This is a genomic window from Rhodococcus sp. 1R11 (assembly GCF_004563845.1).
Taxonomy (GTDB): domain Bacteria; phylum Actinomycetota; class Actinomycetes; order Mycobacteriales; family Mycobacteriaceae; genus Rhodococcoides.
Genome location: NZ_SPNG01000004.1, coordinates 113,642 through 135,856, shown reverse-complemented (window position 1 = coordinate 135,856; position 22,215 = coordinate 113,642). Strand labels below are relative to the sequence as shown.

The window sequence follows — 22,215 nt, the reverse complement described above, 5'->3', positions numbered from 1 at the left end:
GGCGGTGCTCCTACTGGTCTGTGGTGGTTGATGCTCAGTGCGTGTGGGCAGCGCGACGGACTTCCCGTTCCCAGAAGTCTTCGAGTCCTTCGCGGACTCGCACTACGTCTTCGGGGGTGCCCATCAATTCGAAGCGGTAGAGATATGGAACTGCGCATTTCTGCGAAATGACGTCTCCGGCGAAGCAGAACGAGTCACCGAAGTTGGTGTTTCCGGCAGCGATGACGGCTCTGATCAACGATCGATTGTGCTTGTCGTTGAGAAACTTGATCACACGCTTGGGGACATAGTTGGTGTCGCGGCCGGTGTACGTCGTTCCTCCGCCGTACGTCGGCACGATCAGAACGTAGGGAGAGTCGACGCGAAACGTACCCTCCGGATCACGCAGGGGGATGCGCGTCGCGGGGATATCCAACTTCGATACGAAACGGTGCGTGTTCTCCGACGCGCTGGAGAAGTAGACGAGTGAGTTCGCGGACTGCGACTGTGAAGCCACCGCTCACTCACCTTCTCGATCTGTTCAAGCAGCGTTCGTCGCGAGGGTCTTGATGCGATCCGGGCGGAAGCCGGACCAGTGGTCGTCACCGGCGACGACGACGGGAGCCTGCAGGTAACCGAGCGCCATGACGTAGTCGCGCGCCTCGGGGTCCTGCGAGATGTCGATGACGGAGTACTCGATACCCGCTTTGTCGAGGGCTCGGTAGGTGGCATTGCACTGGACGCAGGCGGGCTTGGTGTAAACGGTGATGCTCATGGTGTCCCTCTTTCCGTTGTCACCATCGGATGCGCCGATGGCAACGATGTGCTCTGCGTGTGGCACCGAGAACATCTCCCGCTCAGGGCGACTGCGACCTGCTCGAACCCACGTCGTTCGGGCTCTTCGAGTTGTGGTCTCTCGGTGGGTGAAACACTACACCTAGTGTCCCCCATCTGCCTAGAACACGAGATGTTGCGAACAACATGCGTGGTATTCGCTGGTCACGGCCTTGCGGACGGCGCACACCGCGGCCGGCTCGGCGTGTCGCACGTCACACGCCGTGGTGTTGTTCGTCACTGCCGCCATCCGTATCGACAGTGACGTTCCCCTAGAGCATCCGGCGCCCCACACACGACGATGGCCCCTCGGAATTGCTCCGAGGGGCCATCACGTGGATTGCGCGAGTGTCAGCGTTGACGCGCCTTGAACCGCGGCTCCTTCTTGTTGATCACGAACACGACACCGTGGCGGCGAACCACCTGGGCACCGGGCTTGCTCTTGAGCGACTTCAGAGAATTTCTCACCTTCATGAGCCCAGGCTACATGAAAACGATTCCCGATACCATCAAACGGTCACGCACTGACGAGTTCCTTCGACGCCTTGACCAACTCGGCCACGACATGGCCGATCTCACCGGACACCTCGGCGTTCTCACGCGGGTGGGCGGCCCCGAACTTGTCGATGGTGCCGCCGATGGTGAGCTGGACGTCGTCGAGAACGGATCCGCCGGCGATGCGGACGGCCTTGCTCGTGTCCTCGTGGGCCCACTTGGCCCCGTTGCCGCTCGGCGAGGCACTGATGACGACAACCGGCTTGCCCACCATGGCCCCGGCACCGTAGGGACGCGAGAGCCAGTCGATGGCGTTCTTCAACACGGCGGGAATGGTGCCGTTGTATTCGGGCGTGACCAACAGCAGCGCAGAAGCCTTCTCGGCAGCGGCGCGCAGAGCGAGGGCGGCTGCAGGCACGGAGCCCTCGACGTCGATGTCCTCGTTGTAGAAGGGAACGTCGCCCAGCCCGTCGTAGACCACGATCTCGGCATCGGCCGGTGCGACGGTGACTGCAGTCTCGGCAATCTGCCTGTTCACCGATTCGGCGCGCAGGCTTCCGACGAGAACGAGTACGTGTGCGTCTGACATGGAATCTTCCTTCGAGAGTTCGGATGACGTGATCGTCGTGCTAATTCATACCATCCAAACGGACCGCGGTCCATTTATGTTCCCAGGAGAGGTACCCTGAATGGGTGACCGGTCCGATGCTGCCCGTAGTAGGCGAAGACACCGAGCGCTGTGACGCTGCCCGCAACCGCCGCCTGCTCTTGGACGCCGCAACGGAGCTGGTGGCGACCCTCGGTGCCGACGCCGTGACCATGGAGGCCGTGGCGACGAGGGCCGGTGTCGGCAAGGGCACCGTCTTCCGGCGTTTCGGCAACCGCGCCGGATTGATGCGAGCCCTGTTGGACCACACCGAGAAGATGCTGCAGAGCTCGTTCATGTTCGGCCAACCACCGCTCGGGCCCGGTGCCGATCCCATCGACCGCCTCGTCGCGTTCGGTCGGGCACGGCTGGAATTCGTCAGGGTTCAGGGCGAGGTGTTGCGCGCCGCGGAGAGCTCGGCCGACGCTCGGTATTCGGCTCCGGCGCACATGGTCAATTTCACCCACGTTCTGTCCTTGCTCCGCGCAGCCGGAGTGGAGGGAGACCTGGAACTTCTGACCTACTGGCTGCTCACGCCCTTGGAAGCCACGTTGGTGCTGCACCAGTACCGAGACCTCGGTATGACGATGGACCGTCTGGCGGACGGATGGGAAGATCTGGTGCGCAGGGCAACTCGCGTCCGGTAGGCCGTTGTCGGTCACGCCGCGAGGACCGACAGTGCTGCCGAATGCAACGCAGTACCGTACGAACGGCCGTGGCCGGCCGCATGTACGGCCAATGGGTGCAACTGGTGGAGAGCGATCCGGTCGCGCCACCCCGCCCGCAACCGGTGCACGGACTCGTAGCCGTCCACCATGGCGTCCAGATGAGGGCAGCCGAACAGTGCCGCCATAGCGAGATCGGTTTCGCGATGGCCGCCGTGCGCCGCAGGATCGATCAGCACGACACCCGCATCGTTCCAGAAGACATTGCCGTTCCACAGGTCTCCGTGGATCCGACTGGGCGCTTCACCGTCGTCGAACTCGCCGTCCGCCACCCGCTCGCATGCCGCCTCGATGGTCGCCGCCTCCGACAAAGTCACGTTTCCGGCATCGACCGCGATCCGCAGAAACGGCAGTACTCGCTCGGCGGCGTAGAACGAACCCCAGGTGGCGTGAACAGTGCTGGTCATGGGCCGCGAGCCGATGAACAACTGCCCGGAAAACGGTGTGCCGTCCGGGCGGTTCGGCGGAGCCCCGAATCCGGCTGCCCCGCCGTCGTGCATCCGGGCCAGGGCACGTCCGAATCGACGACCCGCGATCTCGGTGGGACGCGCTGCCGTCAGCCGTTCGAGTTCGACGAACGTCGGTCCGTGATCGAGAACACCGACGACCGGCACTCCTGTCTCGCCGAGCCACGCGAGTCCCGTGGCCTCGGCTGCGAAGAAGTCCGGGTGCGCGCGGGTATCTCTCTTGACGAAGGTATCGGTGGATCCGCTCACGTCGAACGACCCTACGCATCCTTCTCGACCCGAACACGTACCCGCACTCGTCATTAGGATGATCGGATGGGACACATCAACTCGGAATTGCGCTCCGGAATCATGCGTGAGCTGGCAGTACAGTCGACCATCGATCCGGTGACGGAGGTCCGCAGGCGTGTGGACTTCCTCAAGGACTACCTGGCCTCGACACCGGCCTCCGGTTTCGTACTCGGGATCAGCGGCGGACAGGACAGCACGCTCACCGGCAAGCTCGCACAGCAGGCAGTGACCGAACTACGAGCCGACGGGCACGAGGCCGAATTCGTCGCCGTGCGGCTCCCCTACGGTGTGCAGGCCGACGAGGACGACGCGTCGATCGCGCTGAAGTTCATCGATCCCGACCGCACGGTGACGGTGAACATCAAGGACGCCTCCGATGCGGCGGCCGCTGCCACCGCCGAGGCCCTGGGAACCGGCGAGGTCCGAGATTTCGTGCGCGGCAACATCAAAGCTCGCCAGCGCATGGTCGCCCAGTATGCAATCGCCGGAGAACTCGGCTATGTGGTGGTCGGTACCGACCACGCCGCCGAGGCGGTGACCGGATTCTTCACCAAGTTCGGTGACGGCGGGGTCGACCTGACGCCACTGACCGGCTTGACCAAGCGTCAAGGTGCCGCGCTGCTCCGCGAGCTCGGTGCGCCCGAGAGTACGTGGCGCAAAGTCCCCACCGCAGATCTGGAAGACGACCGACCGGCTCTGCCCGACGAGGAAGCGCTCGGCGTCACCTACGAGCAGATCGACGACTACCTCGAAGGCAAGGACGTCACCGAGGAAGTGGCCGACAAACTCGAGAAGATGTTCGCCGCGACGCGGCACAAGCGCACCGTTCCGGTGACACCGTTCGACGACTGGTGGAAGAACGGCCACTGACCGAACTTCGTCGGCGGCGATCGGTGACGATCAGCCGCCGGCGAAGGGCGGCAGTACGTCGACCCTGCTGCCTACGGGCCGGTCCAGATCGCGGGTCAACTCGTCTCCGACCAGATACGCCGACACCCGCAGGATCGGTTCCATCGGGGCTCCATACCGAGAACGGATGGCCTCGCGCAGTTCTCCCAGCGTCGAACCGGCCGCCAGAGTCAGGTACTCCGACTCGCAGCCGGACGCATCGACGGCGGCCGCGAAGTACCGCACCTGCACCTGCATCGTCCGAGTGTCCGTCGTGCTGGGCTGTGTCTCAACCACCGATTGCTCCCATACTGCGGGTCGGTGGCACGAAACCTTCGGCGTCGATGCCGTGCCCGGCCCACTTGTTCCACATGGCTCCGCGCCAAACTGCTGCCAACTCGTCATCGGTGGCACCGCCCCGCAGCGCCGCGCGAAGATCCGTCTCGTCGTCACTGAACAGGCAGGACCTGATGGTCCCCTCGGCGGTGAGCCTCGTTCGATCGCAGTCGCCGCAGAACGAGCGCGTGACGGACGCGATGATTCCCACGGTCGCCTCCGTTCCGTTCACGCTCCATTCCTCGGCTGGAGCGGACGGATCGGCACGACCCACTTCACGAAGATCGAAAGCAGTGGACAGCTCGTCGAGCAACGTCTGGGCGTCGATCATGTTGTTGCGGGCCCATTCGTGATCGGCGTCGAGTGGCATCTGCTCGATGAATCGAAGTGCGACCCCCTCGTCCAGACACCACCTGAGCAGATCCACGGAACCGGAGAGGGTATCTCGCATCAGTACGGCATTGACCTTCACCGGACCGATGCCCGCCCTCTTGGCCGCCCGGATGCCGGCCAGCACCGACGGAAGACGATCGCGTCGAGTCAAGCGCGCGAACTGTTCGCGATCGACCGAGTCCAACGACACGTTGACGCGTGTCAACCCGGCGTCGGCGAGGGCCTGCGCACGATGTTCGAGACCGACGGCATTGGTGGTCATGGACAACGGCACGCCATCCGCAACAGCGGAGCACGAGCGAAGGATCTCGTCCAGATCGCGGCGCATCAGAGGCTCACCGCCGGTGAAACGCACGTCGCGTATTCCCAACAGGCGCACGGCAACCGAAACGACCCGAGCGATCTCGGCGGCGGTCAGAAGGTCTGCCGTGGGGATTGCCGGCAGCCCCTCCTCCGGCATGCAGTACGTGCACCGCAGCGAGCACTTCTCGGTGATCGAGACGCGCAGATCACGTGCCACCCGACCGAAGCGATCGATCAGATGCGGCACGTCGGGACGATCGTCCACCGGACCGAAAGACGACCCCGAGGTAGCTGCACCGAATCGTGGGATGCCGAGGGATGTGACACTGTCCACCGTCACCTCACACCTCGAATCCATCTGTTGCTGCATGTTTCACATCGGCTTGTCTACCCAGTATGCCGCAGCCCACACGCGCCCGTCGTGTCGGCGTGCCTAGGATTGGCAGCCATGACGGCTGAGCACACTCGCGCGATCACCGGACCTGCGCTGTGAGCGCCGTATCCGTCGAGGAGCACGCGGCAGCGATCGAGTCGCTGCTCGTTGATCTGGGCACCCGAGCCGCCCAGCGAGTGCCGCTGACCGACGCACTGGGGCGGGTGGCATTCCACGACGTGACCTCCCCCGTCGACCTACCGCTGTTCCGCAATTCGCAGATGGACGGTTATGCGGTCGATTCTCGATCGGTGCAGTCTGCGCCCGTGACGCTTCCGGTGTCGACGATCATCGCCGCCGGACCCACCGAACCTTCGACGCTGGCGCCGGGTAGCGCGGCCAAGATCATGACCGGCGCCCCGATTCCCGACGGAGCGGACGCCATCGTCCCGGTGGAGGACACCGCGGTGACCACAACAGGTGCGGTGACCGTTCGACGAGCCCGCGTCGCAGGCGAATTCGTGCGGGAGCAGGGCAGTGACGTACGCGCTGGAACGGTCCTGATCGAGGCGGGCAGACTGCTCGAGCCTCGGCACATCTCGGTTCTCGCCGCCGTCGGACTGGCCACCGTCGACGTACGTTCGCGTCCTCGGGTGGCCGTCGTGACCACCGGGGCAGAGTTGGCCGACGCAGGCGAGACGCTCTCGCCCGGTCAGATCTTCGACTCGAACGGCATCACTCTTGCCGCGCACCTGCGCGCGAGCGGTGCCGACGTGGTCACCGTCGCACGCAGCACCGACGATCCGGAACGCTTCCGAAGCATCCTCACCTCCGCAGCCGCATCGGCAGAGCTGATCATCACCTCCGGTGGAGTGTCGATGGGCGACTTCGAGGTGGTCAAAGACGTTCTCGCGCCGCTGGGTGGACAGTTCGGATCGGTTCGGATGCAACCGGGTGGACCGCAGGGCATCACGATGTTCGACGGCACCCCGGTCCTGAGTTTCCCCGGCAACCCCGTCAGCACCGTGGTGTCGTACATCATGTTCGCGCGCAACATCGTTCGACGATCGGCCGGCCTGCCACCGGTCTTGTCGGGCCCTGCGACTTTGTTCCAGTCGATCACCTCGCCGCCGGGAAGGCGTCAACTGCTCCGCGGGAAATTGCGTGACGACGGCCGGGTAGAACTGGTCGCCGGACCCGGGTCCCACCTGGTCGCTGCACTGGCGTGGGCCGATGTACTCATCGACATCGCCGCAGAGACAACCGAACTCGCCGCAGGATCGCCCGTGGAGGTATGGCCGCTGTGACCACCGAAGTACCGCACAACCCCCTGTCCCACCTGGACGACGAGGGCCGCGCCCGCATGGTCGATGTGGCGCACAAGAAGGAGACCTCCCGAACTGCTGTGGCGGCCGGCGAGTTCGTCACCACGCCCGAGGTCATCGGATTGGTGCAGGCGGACGGCATGCCGAAAGCCGATGTGCTGGCGACCGCTCGGATCGCCGGTATCTCGGCCGCCAAGCGCACGTCCGAACTGATTCCACTGTGCCATCAACTTGCGCTCTCGTCGGTGAAGATCTCCTTCGGATTCACCGACACCTCCATCACGGTCGAGGCCACCGCCCGCACGACCGGTAGAACCGGCGTCGAGATGGAAGCCCTCACCGCCGTCGCGGTTGCCGGGTTGACCCTGCACGACATGGTCAAGGCAGTCGACCCAGGTGCGACGATGAACGGCGTCCGGCTGATCACCAAAGACGGTGGTAAGCATGGACACTGGCAGCGTGATGCGACGCCGACCGCCCCCGACTCCGACGCTCCGCCGTCGGGTGGGACGAAGTCGGCAGTCGTGCTCGTGGCCTCGACCGGCGGCGCTCGTGGGACCCGCCCGGACACTACCGGCCCCTCCATCGCATCGTGGCTGACCGATCGAGGCTTCGCGGTGCGCGGCCCACTGGTGTACGCCGACGCCGACATCGAGGCCGGGTTGCGCGACTCGCTGCGCGGCGAGCCGTCGCTGATCATCTCGACCGGTGGAACCGGCGTCTCCCCCACCGATGCAACTCCGGAGGCCACGGCGGCACTGCTCGACATCGAGATGCCCGGAATCGCCGACCAGATTCGCACCAAGGGAACCTCCGCGACGCCGCACGCGGTGCTGAGCCGCGGAGTCTCCGGGTTGATCGGACGTACCCTCGTCGTCAACTTGCCCGGATCGCCGGGAGGCGTGAAAGACGGCTTGGCCGTTCTCGATCCGCTCCTCGATCATGTACTTGCCCAGATCTCAGGAGGAGGACCCCACGATGACTGAACTCGTCGCCCGCATCTCGAACGAGCCACTGACGACCGCCGAAGTCGAGGCGGCGGTGCAGGATTCGCGCCACGGTGCCGTGGTGCTGTTCAGCGGAATCGTTCGTGACCACGACGGTGGCCATGCCGTGGAGACTCTCGAATACCGCGCCCATCCCGATGCGGAACGCTTCTTGAACCGATGCTGCTCGGAGGTCTCGGCCGAGACCGGTCTTGCAGTCGCTGCGGTGCATCGCGTCGGTGACCTGCGGGTCGGCGATCTCGCGCTCGTGGCCGCGGTCGGCTCGGCTCATCGCGCCGAGGCGTTCGAGGCCTGCGCCCGACTGGTCGAACGCATCAAAGCCGAGGTCCCCATCTGGAAACGGCAGGGCTTCGAAGGCGGACGCACCGAGTGGGTGGGACTGTAGAAGACCTACGCCGGCTCGAGGTATCGATGGACCGGCAACATGGCCGAGGCGTCGACTACGTCGTCGGGGCCGCGCACGCAGGCACGCAGTCGATGTTCGACCGCATCCGCATCCAGTTCGGTGCCGATCAGAACCAATGATGTCTGCTCGGTTTCACCCCGCGACCACGCTGCACTCTCGAACCGGATGTGTCGCCCCACCGTCTGCACGATGAACTTCTGCTGATACCCCAGCAGGTCGAAATGCACGAAACCCTTGATGCGATAGAGGTTTCCGGTCGGGTTCTCGAGAAATTCGATCAGCCGACGCGGCTCCATCGCCGCTGTGCTGACGAACTCGGTATGCGAGTACTGCGCATGCAGGTGTCGGTGGTGTCCGTCCTCGAGGCAGCCATCGCCGTCGCGGTGCTCGCGCAGAAGTTCGTCGAAGGACAGCTGCACGGGCAGTGCGGATTCGATCGGCCCGTTCTGGGGCCGGTCGAACAACAACAGAGGATCGACGCGTCCGAATGACACAGCTGCGACAGGAACGTCGCCGACGATGGACCGCACGGTGGCCACCACCGCGGCGCGCTCGGAATCGTCGACGGCGTCGGACTTGTTCAGTACCACCAGATCCGCCAATTGCAGATGCTGATCGATTTCGGGATGCAGAGTGCGCGTATCGGCGAATTCGACCGCGTCGACGACTCCCACCAAGCCGCCGTAGACGATGAACTCGTTCTCGCTGCCGCGCACCATTCGGATGAGGTTCCGGGGCTCCGCCAATCCGCTGGCCTCCACCACGATCACGTCCATGGGCGACCGGCGGTGTGCCAGCGCATCGAACATCGCGTCCATGTCACTGATGTCCACCGCACAGCAGATGCATCCGTTGCCCAGTGACACCATCGAATCGACCTGTCCTGCAACGAGCATCGAATCGATGTTGATCGCGCCGAAGTCGTTGACCACAACGCCGATCCGAATGCCCGCATCGTTGCGCAACAAATGATTGAGCAGAGTTGTCTTACCGGCACCGAGAAAGCCGGCAACGATCACCACCGGAATTCGTCGACGCGCCACGCCGGTCGAGACTACCGGGCGGCGAGAATTCGATTCAGGAGGCCTCGAGCGAAGGTCGAGACGCTGCTGACGTTCTCTTCGTTCGCCAATTGCTTCAACCCGTCGACACCGAACGATTCGACATACGGTGAGACGCTTTCGAGCAGCCGAGACAACGCACTACGCCCCGCTACGGACGTCGACGTAGCTGCAGGGACAGTCGCGCTCGTCGGCACCGGCGCAGAGGCGGTGGGAACTGCGACGTCCGGCGACGAGGCAGCCTCGGCTCCGAGGAGATAGTCGATGATGCCGGTGGAGATGGCGATCGCATGTTTCAGTTGGCCGTCCGAGCCCTCGAGCACCGCCGCGTCGTCCGGGTTGGAACCGTTGCCCATCTCCACGAACACCAACGGAACAGTCGTCAGCGCGGGCCCCGCGACGTCGGATCGTTCCTGAATCCCGTCGACGACGCCCGCGTAATTGGCGGGATCGAACCCGGCGCGAACGTAGGAATCTCTCATCAGCTTCGAGGCCGAGCGCCCGCCTTCCGACTGAGCCGCATCGGCCGCCGCATTCGGAATCGGCAGTGTCGGCACGATCAGATGGAATCCGTGCTTGTCGGTGTCGGTCGTCGTGCTCGTCGAGTCCGCATGAATGCTGACGGCCACATCGGCTCCTGACGCGCCGGCAGCGCGCGCCCGATCGTCGACGCACCCGCCCCATCCGGTGTCGTCGACGCGGCTGGTCTTCACCGTCGCGCCGAGACTCTCCAGACTGGACCGAACCAGCTCCGAGACCTTCCAGTTGATGGTGTGCTCCGGCACCCCGTCCACCGTGGTCATGCCCGTGGTCTGGCAGTCCTTGGTACCGCCGCGCCCGTCGTCGACCTGCCGTTGCAGGTTTTCCGAATGAGCTGTGCCCTGGTGACCCGGATCGAGAAAAACCGTCTTCCCCGTCAACTCTTTGCCGGCCGATTCCGTGCCGGGTGTCGCCGACGGCGTGGTGGCGGGTGTGGACGGGTCGGCCGATGCCGGTGCGCAGACGAGCACCCCTGCACCGAGTAGACCTGCGCACATCAGTGTCACTGCAGCCGACCCGGCTGTTCGTGAAGATTTCATCGACTTGTAGGCGCTCCGGTGGAACCGGTAGCGCCACTCCCCTCTCGGCACCTCGGACGCTGTCGAGCCACGCGGTTCTCATTGGCATCAGGAGCTACCGTGCGTCACAACAGACACTTGCTGCTCGAGTGAACCAGAGATCGCACCCCTCGAGTCATGGATCAGATTTCGTTAGCCAAAAGAGTGCGTTTCGTGATCGATCCGTTGCGATCCGCCCCGGTCTTCTCTCATTTTTGCGACAACGAAAGAAATGCACCGAGACTCCGAAATCGGACGTCGGCTCGAACCGACCCCGAGAACGTATTTCTTATGAATACCGGACAGTTCGTCTTTCTTCGCCGCAGCAGCGATCCCTTGCACTGCGCACACACTTAATGCCTGCGCCACGTCGGTTTCGGTGAATGCATCTGCAGATTCTGCGGCAATGCTGCGAAACCGGTAACAATCGATCGGCCAGCATGGATATAGACAATGCTCGGCCGTATAGTCGACACAGTTCGATCTGGACATCCCCCCGCATCATTCCCTGCACCATTGGAGAGCTTCAGCATGGCCAGAAAAGTCTATGTGCAACTAGTCGATGACATCGACGAAAAACCGATCGAATCCGGTGGCGAACACATAACCTATTCGGTCAACGGAGTCAGCTACGAAATCGATCTGAGCGACAAGAACGCCAAAGAATTCCACCGCAAGCTCGACTATTACATCGAGCACTCCACCAAGGTCGGCGGAAAGCGACAAAAGAAGTCGAGTTCACCGGCCACCGGGGCGAAGCGCGACGCCAATCAGACCAAAGCCATCAGAGAATGGGCGAAGGCGAACGGCCACAACATCTCCGCGCGCGGAAGAATACCCGCCGAAGTGGAGCAGGCGTTCGACGCAGCTCACTGACTCCCGCCTGCCGAATCGGCGTCTCAGGACCAATCTGCAGACGCTGATTCGGTGGCCGAAGGCATCGACACAAGAAAAGCGCCGCCCGATGGGCGGCGCTTTTGCTTTCTCGGTGGAGCTAAGGGGACTCGAACCCCTGACCCCCACACTGCCAGTGTGGTGCGCTACCAGCTGCGCCATAGCCCCGAGTACTGCGTGCTCCCGCTCATGCGGTTGCTCGAACGAAGTTACACCATCGCTCGCGGCAGCAACAAATCAGCTGGTGCGGCCCGTACTCGACGCTCCGGTACGGGCCCCGGTGCTCGACCCCGATCAGCCGACCGCAGCCAGCCATTCCGAGTCACCCAGCGCGTCGACCACCTGTCCATCCACCAGAACGCCCGGAGTTCCGCGTGCGCCCGATGCGGCCAGTGCGTCCCGGCCGGTCGTTGCGTCCGCCACCGCTGCGTCGCGCTGAGCGCCGGTGAGGATGCATTCCTTCGCGAGCTCGCTCGCCCCGTTCGACATTGCCGAATCCGCCAGTTCTGCATCGGTTCGGTCGGAGTCGCTGCCTTCCTCCGGCTGGAATTCCGGGTCGAACAGCGCGGCGTGAAAAGCTGAGTAGACCCGCGCATTCTCGGTGGCGGCCACGCAGTGGGACGCCGCAACGGCCCGCGTCGAATAATCGCCCGAGGCCGAGCTCGCATCGAGGAAATTGACCAGGTGGTAGTTGACTGCAACGACGCCGTCGTCGATTTTCTGAGCCAGTTCCTGGCCGTGCTTCACTTCCAGATCACCGCAGAACGGGCACATCGGATCCTCGTAGATATCTATGATGCGCGGCGCGCCCGGACGAGCCAATACGACGACACCGTCTCCCGGCAACGACAATTCGACCTCGGGATTCTTGACCGACCCGTAACCGTCGTTCCGGGGCGCGTCACTGCCTCGCTGCCACAGGATCGCGACCACGACGACCGCGACCACCACGAGGAAAGCAATACCTGCCAGAATGTACGTCACGTTATTCGACGAGGCCTGCGGAGTGTGCTTCGTACTGGATGTCTTCTTCTCGCTCACAGAGCGAATACTACGGACGTGTCCGTCAGCTGCGCTCGCGCTCGAGGGTGTCCGGAACACGCGACCACCACAACCCCGCCAGCAACAGGAGTGCGCCCGTCACGGCGAAAGCCGGACCGAACGAGACCCGTTCGACGATCATCCCGGCCACGATCGGGCCGATCACCGCACCCACGTCGGACGCCATCTGGAAGGCAGCCAGCACGGGTCCTCCACGCGCCTTGGAGCCGATCACGTCGGCGACCGAGGCCTGCTGGGCAGGACTCATCAGGCCCGATCCGATTCCGGCGATCAACGACACCACGAGGAACAACACCGGATCGTGGACATAGCCCATCACGACCGTTCCCAGGCCGCACACCGCCAAACCGCCCAGCATGAACGGTTTGCGTCCGCGTACGTCGGACAGGCGACCGGCACTGGTGAGCACCAGAGCATTACCCACCGCGAACACCGTGAGAGCAATCCCGACGAACACCTCGGACCGCTGCATCGCCTCGACGACGAACAACGGCACCAGCGCCACCCGGACACCGAACACGGCCCATCCGTTGGCGAAATTCGACGCCAGCGCGGCCCGATAGGATGGGATTCGCAGAGCAGCGAGCAACGACATCGTCGGCGGCGCAGTTCCCTTCTCCGGCTTGACCAGATCGGAATTGCCGAGGGTGAAGAACACCACGGCAGCGGCGATCACCAGAGCCACCGCATAGATGACGAACGGCACCCGCAGACCGAAGCCGACGAGCGCGCCGCCGACGAGCGGACCACCGATGGTTCCCAACAAGAACGCGGTTGCGTAGAGCCCCGAGATGCGGCCCCTACTGGTCGGTGGACTGATTCTGATCAGCAGTCCGAGAGCAGACACCGAGAACATCGTCGACCCGATTCCGCCGAGTCCGCGAAACACCAGCAGCTGCCAGTACGTCTGAGCCAGAGCGCACGCACCGGTGGAGACCGCGACGATCAACAGCCCGATCAGGTAGACGGGTCGTTCGCCGAGCCGCTGAACCAGAGCGCCGCTCGCCGGCGCGAACAGCAACCGCATGAGAGCGAAGGCACTGATCACTGCCGACGCGGCCGTGTATCCGACGCCGAATTCTCGAGCGAACTGCGGCAGGGCAGGCGCGACGATGCCGAATCCGAGGGCGATGACGAACGCTGCCGAGACCAGTACCCAGATCTCCGGTGGGAGTGTGCTTCCGGGTTGGAATGCCGGCTCGGGGGCCGAGCTGTCGTGGTCGGGTGTCGGTGAGTCGGTCACGAGCTCTCGAGGGCGGACGAGACCAATTCACGTGCTGCAGCCTGAACCTGAGCGAGGTGTTCCTTGCCCTGGAACGACTCCGCGTAGATCTTGTAGACGTCCTCGGTTCCCGACGGACGAGCAGCGAACCAGGCGCTCTCCGTTGTCACCTTCAGCCCACCCAGTGCGGCCCCGTTTCCGGGAGCCTCGGTCAGCGTCGCGGTGATCGGCTCCCCCGCCAATTCGGTGGCGGTGATCTGGTCGGGCGACAACTTCGCCAGCACGGCCTTCTGCTCCCTGGTTGCCGGGGCGTCGACGCGGGCGTACGACGGGTCGCCGTACTCAGCTGTGAATTCTGCGTAGCGTTGCGACGGCGTCGACCCGGTGACTGCGGTGATTTCCGAGGCCAACAGCGCCAGAATGATTCCGTCCTTGTCCGTGGTCCACACTCGGCCGTCGTGCCGCAGGAACGAGGCACCGGCGCTCTCCTCGCCGCCGAAGCCGAGCTCGCCGTCCAGCAGCCCCGGCACGAACCACTTGAAGCCGACCGGGACCTCGAGCAGCTTCCGTCCGAGACCGGCGACGACGCGATCGATCATGGAGGAACTCACCAGCGTCTTGCCGACTGCCGCCGTCGGTGACCAACCGGGTCGGTGGGTGAACAGATAGTCGATCGCGACCGCGAGGTAGTGATTGGGGTTCATCAGACCACTGTCGGGAGTGACGATGCCGTGTCGATCGGAGTCGGCGTCGTTGCCCGTGGAGATGTCGAATCGATCTCGGGCTGCGATCAGTGATGCCATCGCGTTCGGCGACGAGCAGTCCATTCTGATCTTGCCGTCCGTGTCCAACGTCATGAAGCGGAACGTGCCGTCGACCAACGGATTGACGACGGTCAGATCGAGGTTGTGTCGTTCGGCGATCGCATCCCAATAGTCGACACTGGCACCGCCGAGCGGATCCGCACCGATTCGAACTCCGGCGGCGCGGATCGCATCGAGATCGAGCACGTTCGGGAGGTCGTCCACGTAGGTGCCGAGGAAGTCGTACCGCGAGACGCTTCCCGCGAACGCCTGCGCGAGAGTCACGCGCTTGATACCGGTAATCCCCTCGCGGAGAAGCTCGTTGGCGCGCGCAGCGATCACCGACGTCGCATCGCTGTCGGCCGGGCCACCGTGCGGTGGGTTGTATTTGAACCCGCCGTCGCGCGGCGGATTGTGGGACGGTGTGACCACGATGCCGTCGGCTTTCGCGGTCGGCCCCGACTCGTTGTACCGGAGAATGGCATGGCTGACGGCGGGCGTCGGGGTGTAGCGATCCCCCGAGTCGACCAGAACGTCGACGTCGTTGGCTGCCAACACCTCCAGAGCCGTCGTCCAGGCCGGCTCCGACAACGCGTGGGTGTCCCGTCCGATGAACAGGGGCCCGGTGATGCCTTGCGCAGCGCGGTACTCCACGATCGCCTGCGTCGTCGCGACGATGTGGGCCTCGTTGAACGCCGAATCCAGGCTCGATCCTCGATGTCCGGACGTGCCGAAGACCACCTGCTGACTCGGGTCGGAAACGTCGGGAACACGCGAGTAGTACGCCGTCACGAGTTGCGAGAGATCGACCAGATCCTCCGGCAGTGCAGTGGTTCCAGCTCTCTCGTGCGCCACGATGCGCCTCCTCAATCCTCGAACGAACCGAATCCGGTCGACGAACCGAATTTCTCGTTCAACCCTAACGCCGCTGCCCCACCCGCGAGCTACTTGCTCTGCCGTTTCGGTGGCCGTGGCAGAAAATAACTGGTTCGCTGCTGATATTCGCGATACCCCGGACGCTGTTCCATGCTCCGTTCCAACAGCCGAGCCCCGGTGGCGAACACCAAGAAGTACGTCATCGCGACGGGCGACAGAAGCGTGAACACCCCAGGCCACGCCGAGGCCGAAACGAGGAACAGTCCCCACCACACTGCCGAGTCGCCGAAGTAATTGGGATGCCGCGTCCAGGACCACAGACCTCGGTCCATGATCTTGCCCTTGTTCGACGCGTCGGCTTTGAACGCCTTCAATTGCGCATCGCCCACTGCCTCGAACGCCCACCCGAGCATCCAGACCAGTACACCGAGTACGACGACCGGCAGGACCGATCCGTGTGCGACGGCAGATACCTGTATTGGGAGGGATACGAACCACAATGCGAGTGCCTGCGTCAGATAGATCTTTCGAAGGGCATACAGGGTCGTGTTTCCGGTGGCCTTGGAGAGCAATTCTGTGTACCGCGGATCCTCACCGTGCCCACGCGATCGCCGAAAGACGTGCAGGGCGAGGCGAAGTCCCCAGACACCGACGAGGACGAGCAGCAGGAGTCGTCGCCACAGATCACCTGTTCCGGTCGCAGCCGAGATCAGCGCGATCAGAACGAAGCCGCCGCCCCACGTCACGTCCACGACATTGTGGCGTCCGATAAGGGCACCGACGAGGGCGGTGACCATCATCAGGACAGCGGTGCCGCCGAGGCTCGCCAGCGATACGGTCAGGAAGTCCGACCAGTTCATCTGGTTGTCGTCCAGGTCGGCCGCACCGGTTCCATGTCGGACGGTCCGTTCTCGGACCTGACCGCCAGGATCTGGTCGACGCCCATCCTGTTGTCCCGGAAGGCCATTCCGCCGCCGATCAGGTACAGCCGCCACACGCGAGCGACCTCTTCCCCGACCATCGCCACCACGTCGTCGTAGCGCGCCTCGAAGCGCTTCGTCCAGACATCGACGGTCCGCACGTAATGCTCCCGCAGAGCATGGACGTCGCGAACCTCGAGTCCCGCCTCCTCGATCATCGCGACGGTCCGACCGACCGGACGCATGTACATGTCGGGCGCGATGAACGATTCGATGAATGCTCCGCCGCCGGGGTTGTCGCCTTCTCTCCGCGACATCTGCTGGATCAGCACTCGCCCACCCGGCTTGACGTTGGTATGCAGTGCGGCGGTGTAGGTCGGGTAATTGGCCTCCCCCACATGCTCACCCATCTCGATCGACGCCACCGCGTCGAAAGGCCCGTCCGGAATTTCGCGGTAATCCTGGATTCGGATCTCGACCTTGTCCTGCAGTCCCCGGTCGGCGATTCGCTTGTCGATGAAGGCTTTCTGTTCGCGCGAGATGGTCACTCCGACGACCCGAGCTCCGTATTCCTGTGCCGCATGCAGGCTGAGAGATCCCCAGCCGCAGCCGACGTCGAGAAACCGTTGCCCGGATCGCTTGTCGAGCCCGATCTTTCGGCATACGAGGTCGAGTTTGTCGCGCTGGGCATCATCGAGGGTGTAGTCCGGCGAATCCGAGGTCCAGTACGCCGACGAGTACGCCATGTGCGAATCGAGGACCAGTTCGTAGAAGTCGTTCGACAGGTCGTAATGGTGGCTGATCGCGGCACGGTCACGAAGCAACGAGTGCAGCCGCCCCTTCACCGAGGCCTGCGACGAGGGCGGCGGTAGTGGGCGGCCGAACACGCCGAGATCCTTGGCCAGTCTTGCCAACCGCAGCAGCGACGCCGGCCCCGGTCGGGCGGCCGAGAGTCGGCGCTCACGCACCACACCCCAGACGTGATCGAGAGCCGCGGCAAGATCCCCGTCGACGTCCAACTCCCCGGTGACGTACGCCTGCGCAGCGCCGAGTTCACCGGGGCTCCACAGCAATCGACGAAGAGCGCTGGGGCTCCGCAACAGCACTCTCGGTGCCGAGTCATCGCCTGCGACGGATCCGTCCCACGCCTGCAGCCGAACGGGAAGCGGGCCACCCACCAGGGGTTCTATCAACTCGGCAATCCGATGCGCGAAACCGCCACTGCGATGGGTCCGGTCCACGGTACTTGTCGAGGTGGTCATCGGTCGTCCCTTCGGTCGAGCACGATCTGCTGAACATCGAGGTACCCGGATCGAAATCCGGCCTCCGAATAGCAGAGGTAGAAGTGCCACATTCGCGCGAACACCTCGTCGAAACCGAGATCGGATGCCTCGCTGCGGTATTCACAGAATCGACTGTCCCACAGAGCGAGGGTTCGCGCGTAGTGGTCGCCCATGGACAAACGCTCGCGAACCCGAAGCGAAGTGTGCTGCTCGGTCACCTCCTCGATGGCCCGCACCGACGGCAGGAACCCGCCGGGAAAGATGTACTTGTGCACCCACGTGTATGTATTGCGGGTGGCCAGCATCCGCTCGTGCGGCATGGTGATGGCCTGGATCGCCACGCGTCCGCCCGGGGCCAGATGTGCATCGATCGTCTCGAAATAGGTTGCCCAGTACTGATGACCGACGGCCTCGATCATCTCGACCGACACGATAGCGTCGTACTCGCCGTCGACCAGACGATAGTCGAGGAGATCGATCTGTACTCGATCGCTGTATCCCGCTGCCGCGCAACGTTTACGCGCGAGCTCCTGCTGCTCCACCGACAGTGTCACCGAACGGACCGTCGCACCGCGAGCGGCCGCACGAATGGCCAGCTCGCCCCATCCGGTGCCGATTTCGAGGACCCTGGTTCCCTCGCCGACGCCTGCGCGATCGAGGAGCCGGTCGATCTTCCGGCGCTGAGCGTCGGCGAGCTCCACGCTGTCGTCTGGTCCCGATCCGGCGAACAACGCACTCGAGTAGGTCATGGTCTCGTCGAGGAAGAGCTCGAACAGGTCGTTCGATAGATCGTAGTGACGCGAGATGTTGGATCGCGTGTTCTTCGTCGTATTCCGCTCACTTCGTGGAGGTTTCGGGATGTAGAGCCCACGGAGTCGCTGCAAGGACTCGGGAATCAGCGACGCCATGCGCCGAGCGAAGACCTCGAGCACAGCGGTGACATCCTCGGCATCCCAGTCTCCGGCCATGTATGCCTCACCGAATCCGATGAGACCACTGTCGCCGACGCGCGCGGCGAAGTCGTGTGGCCGATAGACCGTCATCAACGGTGCACAGGACGATCCGGCCCCGATCACTGTGCCGTCCGGCATCGCGACTCGGACCTGCAACCCCGCGACCGCACGACGGAAGAGAAAGTCCGCAACGGGCGCGGCGACCGCAACTTTCACACCACCGGGAACGTGGGCTATCTGGGGCCAGACCCGAGGATCGACGAGCGGGCGCGGCCCGGCACCGGATAGGTTCGACATGGAATCGGTTCGAGACACCGTTGTCATCTGTGAGCTCCTTCCTTCTGAACTCTCCGCGCCCCCGGAGGGGCAGGTTTCTGCACGATCTTCAGACCCCGCACCCAGAGCCGAATGCCTTGCCAGCGGATCTGTATCACCACTCGCAGCGGTGCCAACGGGATCTCGAGTGCGGTACGAAGAATCGATCGCGTCGTCACCTCGCGGCGGCGGCCGACGACGGTCGCCACGAACGGAGGGTGACGGGGACGTTCGAGGACGATCGACAGCCGGAGTGTGGCGTCCGGCTCGGGTAGCTGCATGGAGTACTCGCCGTCGACGTCGTTGAACGGTGAGACGTAGAACTCTTTGGTGGTCCGTGCCTCGCCGTGAGGATCGGTGTCCAACAGATACCGGTATCGCTCGCCGTAGGTGTTGTGCACCTCGGCCACCACGCAGCGGAGGCTTCCGTCGCGGTCGTGGCACCAGTAGACACTCAATGGGTTGAACGTGTGCCCGAACACCCGTGCGCTGGCCAACATCGTGATGCGACCGCCGTCGAGATCGATTCCGCTCTCTGCCAAGAAGACATCGACGTTCTGTCGAATGGTGGCACCAGGGTCACCCAAGTGGTCGCGGGAATCGAACGATGCAAGTGGCCGCAAGATCCGCGGCAGTTCGGGAAGTGCGTCGAGGTCGACGAACCAGCTGTAGCTCTTGTACGAGAACGTATTTCGTATCGGTGCTCGTCGGACGTGATCTATCCGAGTGAGATACAGCGCCGCCCCGTGCGCCCGGGTGTTCGGCAGAACCGACGTCAGAGCCACGAGGCCCCCACCCGTTGCGCGGCGCGCGCTCCGGACAGCGCACCGTCCTCGTGGAACCCCCACCCGTGGTACGCCCCGGCGAACGACACCGTATCCGTGTCCAATTCGGGCAGCCGACGCTGCGCTGCGACAGATTCGGGGGTGTACTGCGGGTGCTCGTAGGTCATCTCGTCGAGCACCGTGTTCGGGTCGATGCGATCTGCTCCTCCGAGGGTGACCAGCATCCTTCGATCGGTGTCGTCCAACCGCTGCAACCTCGTCAGGTCGTAGCTGACCAGAACTCGATCGGGCCGGGCGCTACAGGACGGGAGGTGGTAGTTCCACGAGGCCCGCGCCCTGGTGTTCTTCGGCAACACGGACGAGTCGGTGTGCAGAGCAGTGTGATTGACCGAGTACGGCATCGCTCCGAGGATGCTGTGCTCGAGCACAGTGGGTTCCGCGAGCATCTTCAGCGCGGCACCGGGATGGACCGCGATCACGGCGGCGTCGAACGTGCGCAGGTTGTCGTGGCCGTCCCGGATCTGCACGGAGTCCTGGGACCTGTAGACCGCGCGCACGGGGGTATCGAGCAACACCTCGTCGATGTGCGACGCAACCCGGCGAACGTATTCGATGGACCCGCCCGTGACGGTGCGCCAGGTGGGAGATCCTGTGACGGAGAGCATTCCGTGGTGCTGAAGAAAGGAGAACAGGTAGCGAGCCGGGTAAGCGAGCGCAGTGTCCGGATCACACGACCACACCGCCGACACCAACGGCGTCATGAAGTGGGATTCGAAATATGCCGAGAAAGAATGGTCTTCGAGAAATGTACCGAGTGTGATCTCGGAATCCGCCGAGTCCGGGCCGTCCAGAAGTTCGGTCGCCAGCCGATGAAAACGCTTGATATCGAGCAACATCGACACGAATCGTGGTTTGAACACCGCCGTACGTTGCGCCAGTATTCCGCGCATGCCCTGGCCGCCCGAGTACTCGAGCCCGCACCCGTCGCAGCGCACGGACATGCTCATGTCCGAATCCTGGGTGGGTACGTCGAGTTCGGCGAACAGCCGAAGCAGCGTCGGATACGTGCGGTCGTTGTGCACGATGAACCCTGTGTCGACGCCCACCGGACCACCGGGGCTGTCCACGAAGTGGGTGTCCGCATGGCCGCCGAGCCGAGTGTCGGCCTCGTACAACGTCACCGACGAGTTCTTGGACAGCGCGTATGCCGCCGTGAGGCCGGCCACCCCGCTGCCCACAACGGCAACACGGCGGGTCACGACGATTCTCCCCTGCGGCCCGTCGACGCACCGGATTCGCTCGAATCGGTTCGCACCCTCGGCTCGTCGGCGATTCGGAGAACGAAGTCACGGGTGACGCGCGACCACACGCGCGGATCACGCAGCATGAAATGGCCTCCAGGCACCGAGAGATATTCGGCGTCAGCACCGTTCGCCATCGCGCGTTCGGTCGCGCGACGGGAGGTTCGCGGGTCGGTCCACCGGTCGGCAGTTCCGTGCACCACGAGCAGCGTGCGATTTTCGTCGAACCCGTCGGCCTCCGTACCCTGCGGCCACCACGGAGCAAGCGCAACGACACCCGCGATCGACGGGTCGTCGATCAGCGCAGCAGCTGTGCGCCCGCCCATCGAGTGCCCCACGACGACCACAGGAACTCCGGGATTGCGGTCATGAATGCGGCGCAGCGCCCACCGCGCGTCCTCTACCGGCGTCCGTTCGGGGGCGTTCCAGCCGCGGAATCGATATCTCAGTTGTCGGACCGAAATATCGCGGCTGCGTCCGGCCCGCCGAAGCATCCAGGTGAAGGGCCACATTCTCAACCCCGCCAGGTGCCACGGCCTGCTGCGCGCGCGACTCACGTCCTTGCCACCGCTCAGAACCAATACCACCATCGACGGCGACGACAGCCGCTTCCCCGTGTAGAGAACTGGGGTCCGCTGGTTGCTCATGCTCTCTATTCGGCACCGAGCCCCCTCCGGGTGGGACCGGGTCGACAGCAGTGTTTGTGAAGTGTCCGACACAAAAAAAGACCGGGCCGAGAGAAAGTCTCTCGGCCCGGCCTTCACAGTGGAGCTGCCGGGAATCGAACCCGGGTCCTCTGCTGCATTGCCAGGGCTTCTCCGTGTGCAGTCCGCTATGTCTCTACTTGGATCTCCCGATCTCGCGAACAAGTCAGGATGACGATCCCAGCCACTGTTTGATGTTCCTCATCATCCCGCGGCCGGATGAATCGGTGAGCCCTCTAGCTGATGCCAGTACCCGGGCCGAGGGCAAGCCCGGACTGACAGACACGCAGTCGCTACTTAGGCAGCGAGTGCGTAGTCGCGCTGATTGGAATCGGCGCTTATAAGGTTGCGATGACGCTTACGGTGGTCTCTCGCCTGCACCGACACGCTTCCCCTGACTCAACATACAAAGTCGAAACCGTTCAGCCCCGTATGTTCCCGGACACCGTGCCCGGGCTGTTCAGTGTAACG

The 22,215-nt window shown here is 63.9% G+C and carries 24 protein-coding genes, 1 tRNA gene and 1 other RNA gene; 6 read left to right on the top strand and 20 right to left on the bottom strand.

Features of this window, described 5'->3' with window-relative positions; translation table 11 throughout:
• Positions 1-34 precede the first annotated feature (34 nt).
• The 4 genes from nrdI to E4P29_RS08575 form a co-directional block, all read right to left on the bottom strand.
• The gene (gene nrdI, locus E4P29_RS08590) at positions 35-496 is read right to left on the bottom strand and encodes a class Ib ribonucleoside-diphosphate reductase assembly flavoprotein NrdI (protein ID WP_135043817.1); all 462 of its coding nucleotides are present in this window, start codon (positions 494-496) and stop codon (positions 35-37) included.
• 24 nt (positions 497-520) lie between these two features.
• On the bottom strand, positions 521-754 hold the full coding sequence (locus E4P29_RS08585; RefSeq protein ID WP_027496601.1) for a redoxin NrdH: 234 nt from the start codon (positions 752-754) through the stop codon (positions 521-523).
• Between the two features lie 410 nt (positions 755-1,164).
• Positions 1,165-1,287 carry a type B 50S ribosomal protein L36 gene (gene ykgO / locus E4P29_RS08580; RefSeq protein ID WP_032387197.1) on the bottom strand — a complete coding sequence of 41 codons (123 nt, stop codon included), beginning with the start codon at positions 1,285-1,287 and terminating at the stop codon, positions 1,165-1,167.
• A gap of 43 nt (positions 1,288-1,330) precedes the next feature.
• Positions 1,331-1,897, bottom strand: coding sequence for an NAD(P)H-dependent oxidoreductase (locus E4P29_RS08575; RefSeq protein WP_135043815.1), 567 nt, complete (start codon positions 1,895-1,897; stop codon positions 1,331-1,333).
• Between the two features lie 104 nt (positions 1,898-2,001).
• Between E4P29_RS08575 and E4P29_RS08570 the strand changes: the two genes are divergently transcribed.
• Entirely contained in the window at positions 2,002-2,601 is a 600-nt protein-coding gene (locus tag E4P29_RS08570) for a TetR/AcrR family transcriptional regulator (protein WP_135043813.1), read from the top strand.
• A gap of 11 nt (positions 2,602-2,612) precedes the next feature.
• Here the strand turns inward: E4P29_RS08570 and E4P29_RS08565 are convergent, their stop codons facing one another.
• A complete protein-coding gene (locus E4P29_RS08565) occupies positions 2,613-3,395 on the bottom strand; it encodes a fructosamine kinase family protein (protein WP_245154225.1) in 783 nt (260 codons plus the stop codon).
• 66 nt (positions 3,396-3,461) lie between these two features.
• Here E4P29_RS08565 and nadE point away from each other — a divergent pair, with 66 nt between their 5' ends.
• Complete coding sequence (nadE, locus tag E4P29_RS08560) at positions 3,462-4,307, top strand: ammonia-dependent NAD(+) synthetase (protein WP_135043809.1); 846 nt, start codon at positions 3,462-3,464, stop codon at positions 4,305-4,307.
• Positions 4,308-4,337: 30 nt separating this feature from the next.
• Here nadE and E4P29_RS08555 read toward each other — a convergent pair whose 3' ends face one another.
• Positions 4,338-4,583: a MoaD/ThiS family protein gene (locus E4P29_RS08555; RefSeq protein ID WP_135044210.1), complete on the bottom strand. Its 246-nt coding sequence runs from the start codon at positions 4,581-4,583 to the stop codon at positions 4,338-4,340.
• A gap of 31 nt (positions 4,584-4,614) precedes the next feature.
• A complete protein-coding gene (gene moaA, locus E4P29_RS08550) occupies positions 4,615-5,697 on the bottom strand; it encodes a GTP 3',8-cyclase MoaA (protein ID WP_245154224.1) in 1,083 nt (360 codons plus the stop codon).
• A gap of 149 nt (positions 5,698-5,846) precedes the next feature.
• Between moaA and glp the strand changes: the two genes are divergently transcribed.
• The 3 genes from glp to E4P29_RS08535 are packed head-to-tail and all read left to right on the top strand — an operon-like array spanning position 5,847 to position 8,447.
• A complete protein-coding gene (gene glp / locus E4P29_RS08545) occupies positions 5,847-7,037 on the top strand; it encodes a gephyrin-like molybdotransferase Glp (RefSeq protein WP_135043807.1) in 1,191 nt (396 codons plus the stop codon).
• Positions 7,034-8,041 (top strand): bifunctional molybdenum cofactor biosynthesis protein MoaC/MoaB, encoded by a 1,008-nt coding sequence (gene moaCB / locus E4P29_RS08540; RefSeq protein WP_280634535.1) that lies wholly within the window; start codon positions 7,034-7,036, stop codon positions 8,039-8,041. Before glp ends, moaCB begins: the two co-directional genes overlap by 4 nt.
• Positions 8,034-8,447 (top strand): molybdenum cofactor biosynthesis protein MoaE, encoded by a 414-nt coding sequence (locus tag E4P29_RS08535; RefSeq protein WP_135043803.1) that lies wholly within the window; start codon positions 8,034-8,036, stop codon positions 8,445-8,447. The genes moaCB and E4P29_RS08535 overlap by 8 nt, the downstream gene beginning before the upstream one ends.
• A 5-nt stretch (positions 8,448-8,452) precedes the next feature.
• On the opposite strand, the gene E4P29_RS08530 is transcribed toward E4P29_RS08535, so the two are convergent.
• A complete protein-coding gene (locus E4P29_RS08530) occupies positions 8,453-9,511 on the bottom strand; it encodes a CobW family GTP-binding protein (protein WP_135043801.1) in 1,059 nt (352 codons plus the stop codon).
• Positions 9,512-9,522: 11 nt separating this feature from the next.
• On the bottom strand, positions 9,523-10,608 hold the full coding sequence (locus tag E4P29_RS08525) for an N-acetylmuramoyl-L-alanine amidase (protein ID WP_245154223.1): 1,086 nt from the start codon (positions 10,606-10,608) through the stop codon (positions 9,523-9,525).
• A 549-nt stretch (positions 10,609-11,157) separates the two neighbouring features.
• On the opposite strand from E4P29_RS08525, the gene E4P29_RS08520 reads away from it, so the two are divergent.
• Positions 11,158-11,502 carry an Lsr2 family protein gene (locus tag E4P29_RS08520; RefSeq protein WP_032370939.1) on the top strand — a complete coding sequence of 115 codons (345 nt, stop codon included), beginning with the start codon at positions 11,158-11,160 and terminating at the stop codon, positions 11,500-11,502.
• Between the two features lie 113 nt (positions 11,503-11,615).
• On the opposite strand, the gene E4P29_RS08515 is transcribed toward E4P29_RS08520, so the two are convergent.
• The 11 genes from E4P29_RS08515 to ssrA all read right to left on the bottom strand — a co-directional run bounded on the left by E4P29_RS08515 (position 11,616) and on the right by ssrA (position 22,174).
• A tRNA-Ala gene (locus E4P29_RS08515) sits at positions 11,616-11,688 on the bottom strand.
• Positions 11,689-11,814: 126 nt separating this feature from the next.
• Positions 11,815-12,561, bottom strand: a complete 747-nt coding sequence (locus tag E4P29_RS08510) for a DsbA family protein (protein WP_167735421.1) — start codon at positions 12,559-12,561, stop codon at positions 11,815-11,817.
• A 25-nt stretch (positions 12,562-12,586) separates the two neighbouring features.
• The gene (locus E4P29_RS08505; RefSeq protein ID WP_135044202.1) at positions 12,587-13,744 is read right to left on the bottom strand and encodes an MFS transporter; all 1,158 of its coding nucleotides are present in this window, start codon (positions 13,742-13,744) and stop codon (positions 12,587-12,589) included.
• A gap of 77 nt (positions 13,745-13,821) precedes the next feature.
• On the bottom strand, positions 13,822-15,462 hold the full coding sequence (pgm, locus tag E4P29_RS08500; protein ID WP_135043799.1) for a phosphoglucomutase (alpha-D-glucose-1,6-bisphosphate-dependent): 1,641 nt from the start codon (positions 15,460-15,462) through the stop codon (positions 13,822-13,824).
• 89 nt (positions 15,463-15,551) lie between these two features.
• Positions 15,552-16,343 carry a DUF1295 domain-containing protein gene (locus E4P29_RS08495; protein ID WP_135043797.1) on the bottom strand — a complete coding sequence of 264 codons (792 nt, stop codon included), beginning with the start codon at positions 16,341-16,343 and terminating at the stop codon, positions 15,552-15,554.
• Positions 16,340-17,665, bottom strand: coding sequence for a cyclopropane-fatty-acyl-phospholipid synthase family protein (locus tag E4P29_RS08490; protein ID WP_135043795.1), 1,326 nt, complete (start codon positions 17,663-17,665; stop codon positions 16,340-16,342). Before E4P29_RS08490 ends, E4P29_RS08495 begins: the two co-directional genes overlap by 4 nt.
• Entirely contained in the window at positions 17,662-18,936 is a 1,275-nt protein-coding gene (locus tag E4P29_RS08485; RefSeq protein WP_135044200.1) for a cyclopropane-fatty-acyl-phospholipid synthase family protein, read from the bottom strand. The genes E4P29_RS08490 and E4P29_RS08485 overlap by 4 nt, the downstream gene beginning before the upstream one ends.
• A 23-nt stretch (positions 18,937-18,959) precedes the next feature.
• Positions 18,960-19,739, bottom strand: coding sequence for a DUF1365 domain-containing protein (locus E4P29_RS08480; RefSeq protein WP_135043793.1), 780 nt, complete (start codon positions 19,737-19,739; stop codon positions 18,960-18,962).
• Positions 19,730-21,004 carry an FAD-dependent oxidoreductase gene (locus tag E4P29_RS08475; RefSeq protein WP_135043791.1) on the bottom strand — a complete coding sequence of 425 codons (1,275 nt, stop codon included), beginning with the start codon at positions 21,002-21,004 and terminating at the stop codon, positions 19,730-19,732. The genes E4P29_RS08480 and E4P29_RS08475 overlap by 10 nt, the downstream gene beginning before the upstream one ends.
• The gene (locus E4P29_RS08470) at positions 20,995-21,687 is read right to left on the bottom strand and encodes an alpha/beta fold hydrolase (RefSeq protein WP_135043789.1); all 693 of its coding nucleotides are present in this window, start codon (positions 21,685-21,687) and stop codon (positions 20,995-20,997) included. Before E4P29_RS08470 ends, E4P29_RS08475 begins: the two co-directional genes overlap by 10 nt.
• A gap of 116 nt (positions 21,688-21,803) precedes the next feature.
• Positions 21,804-22,174, bottom strand: a transfer-messenger RNA (tmRNA) gene (ssrA, locus tag E4P29_RS08465).
• Positions 22,175-22,215 lie beyond the last annotated feature (41 nt).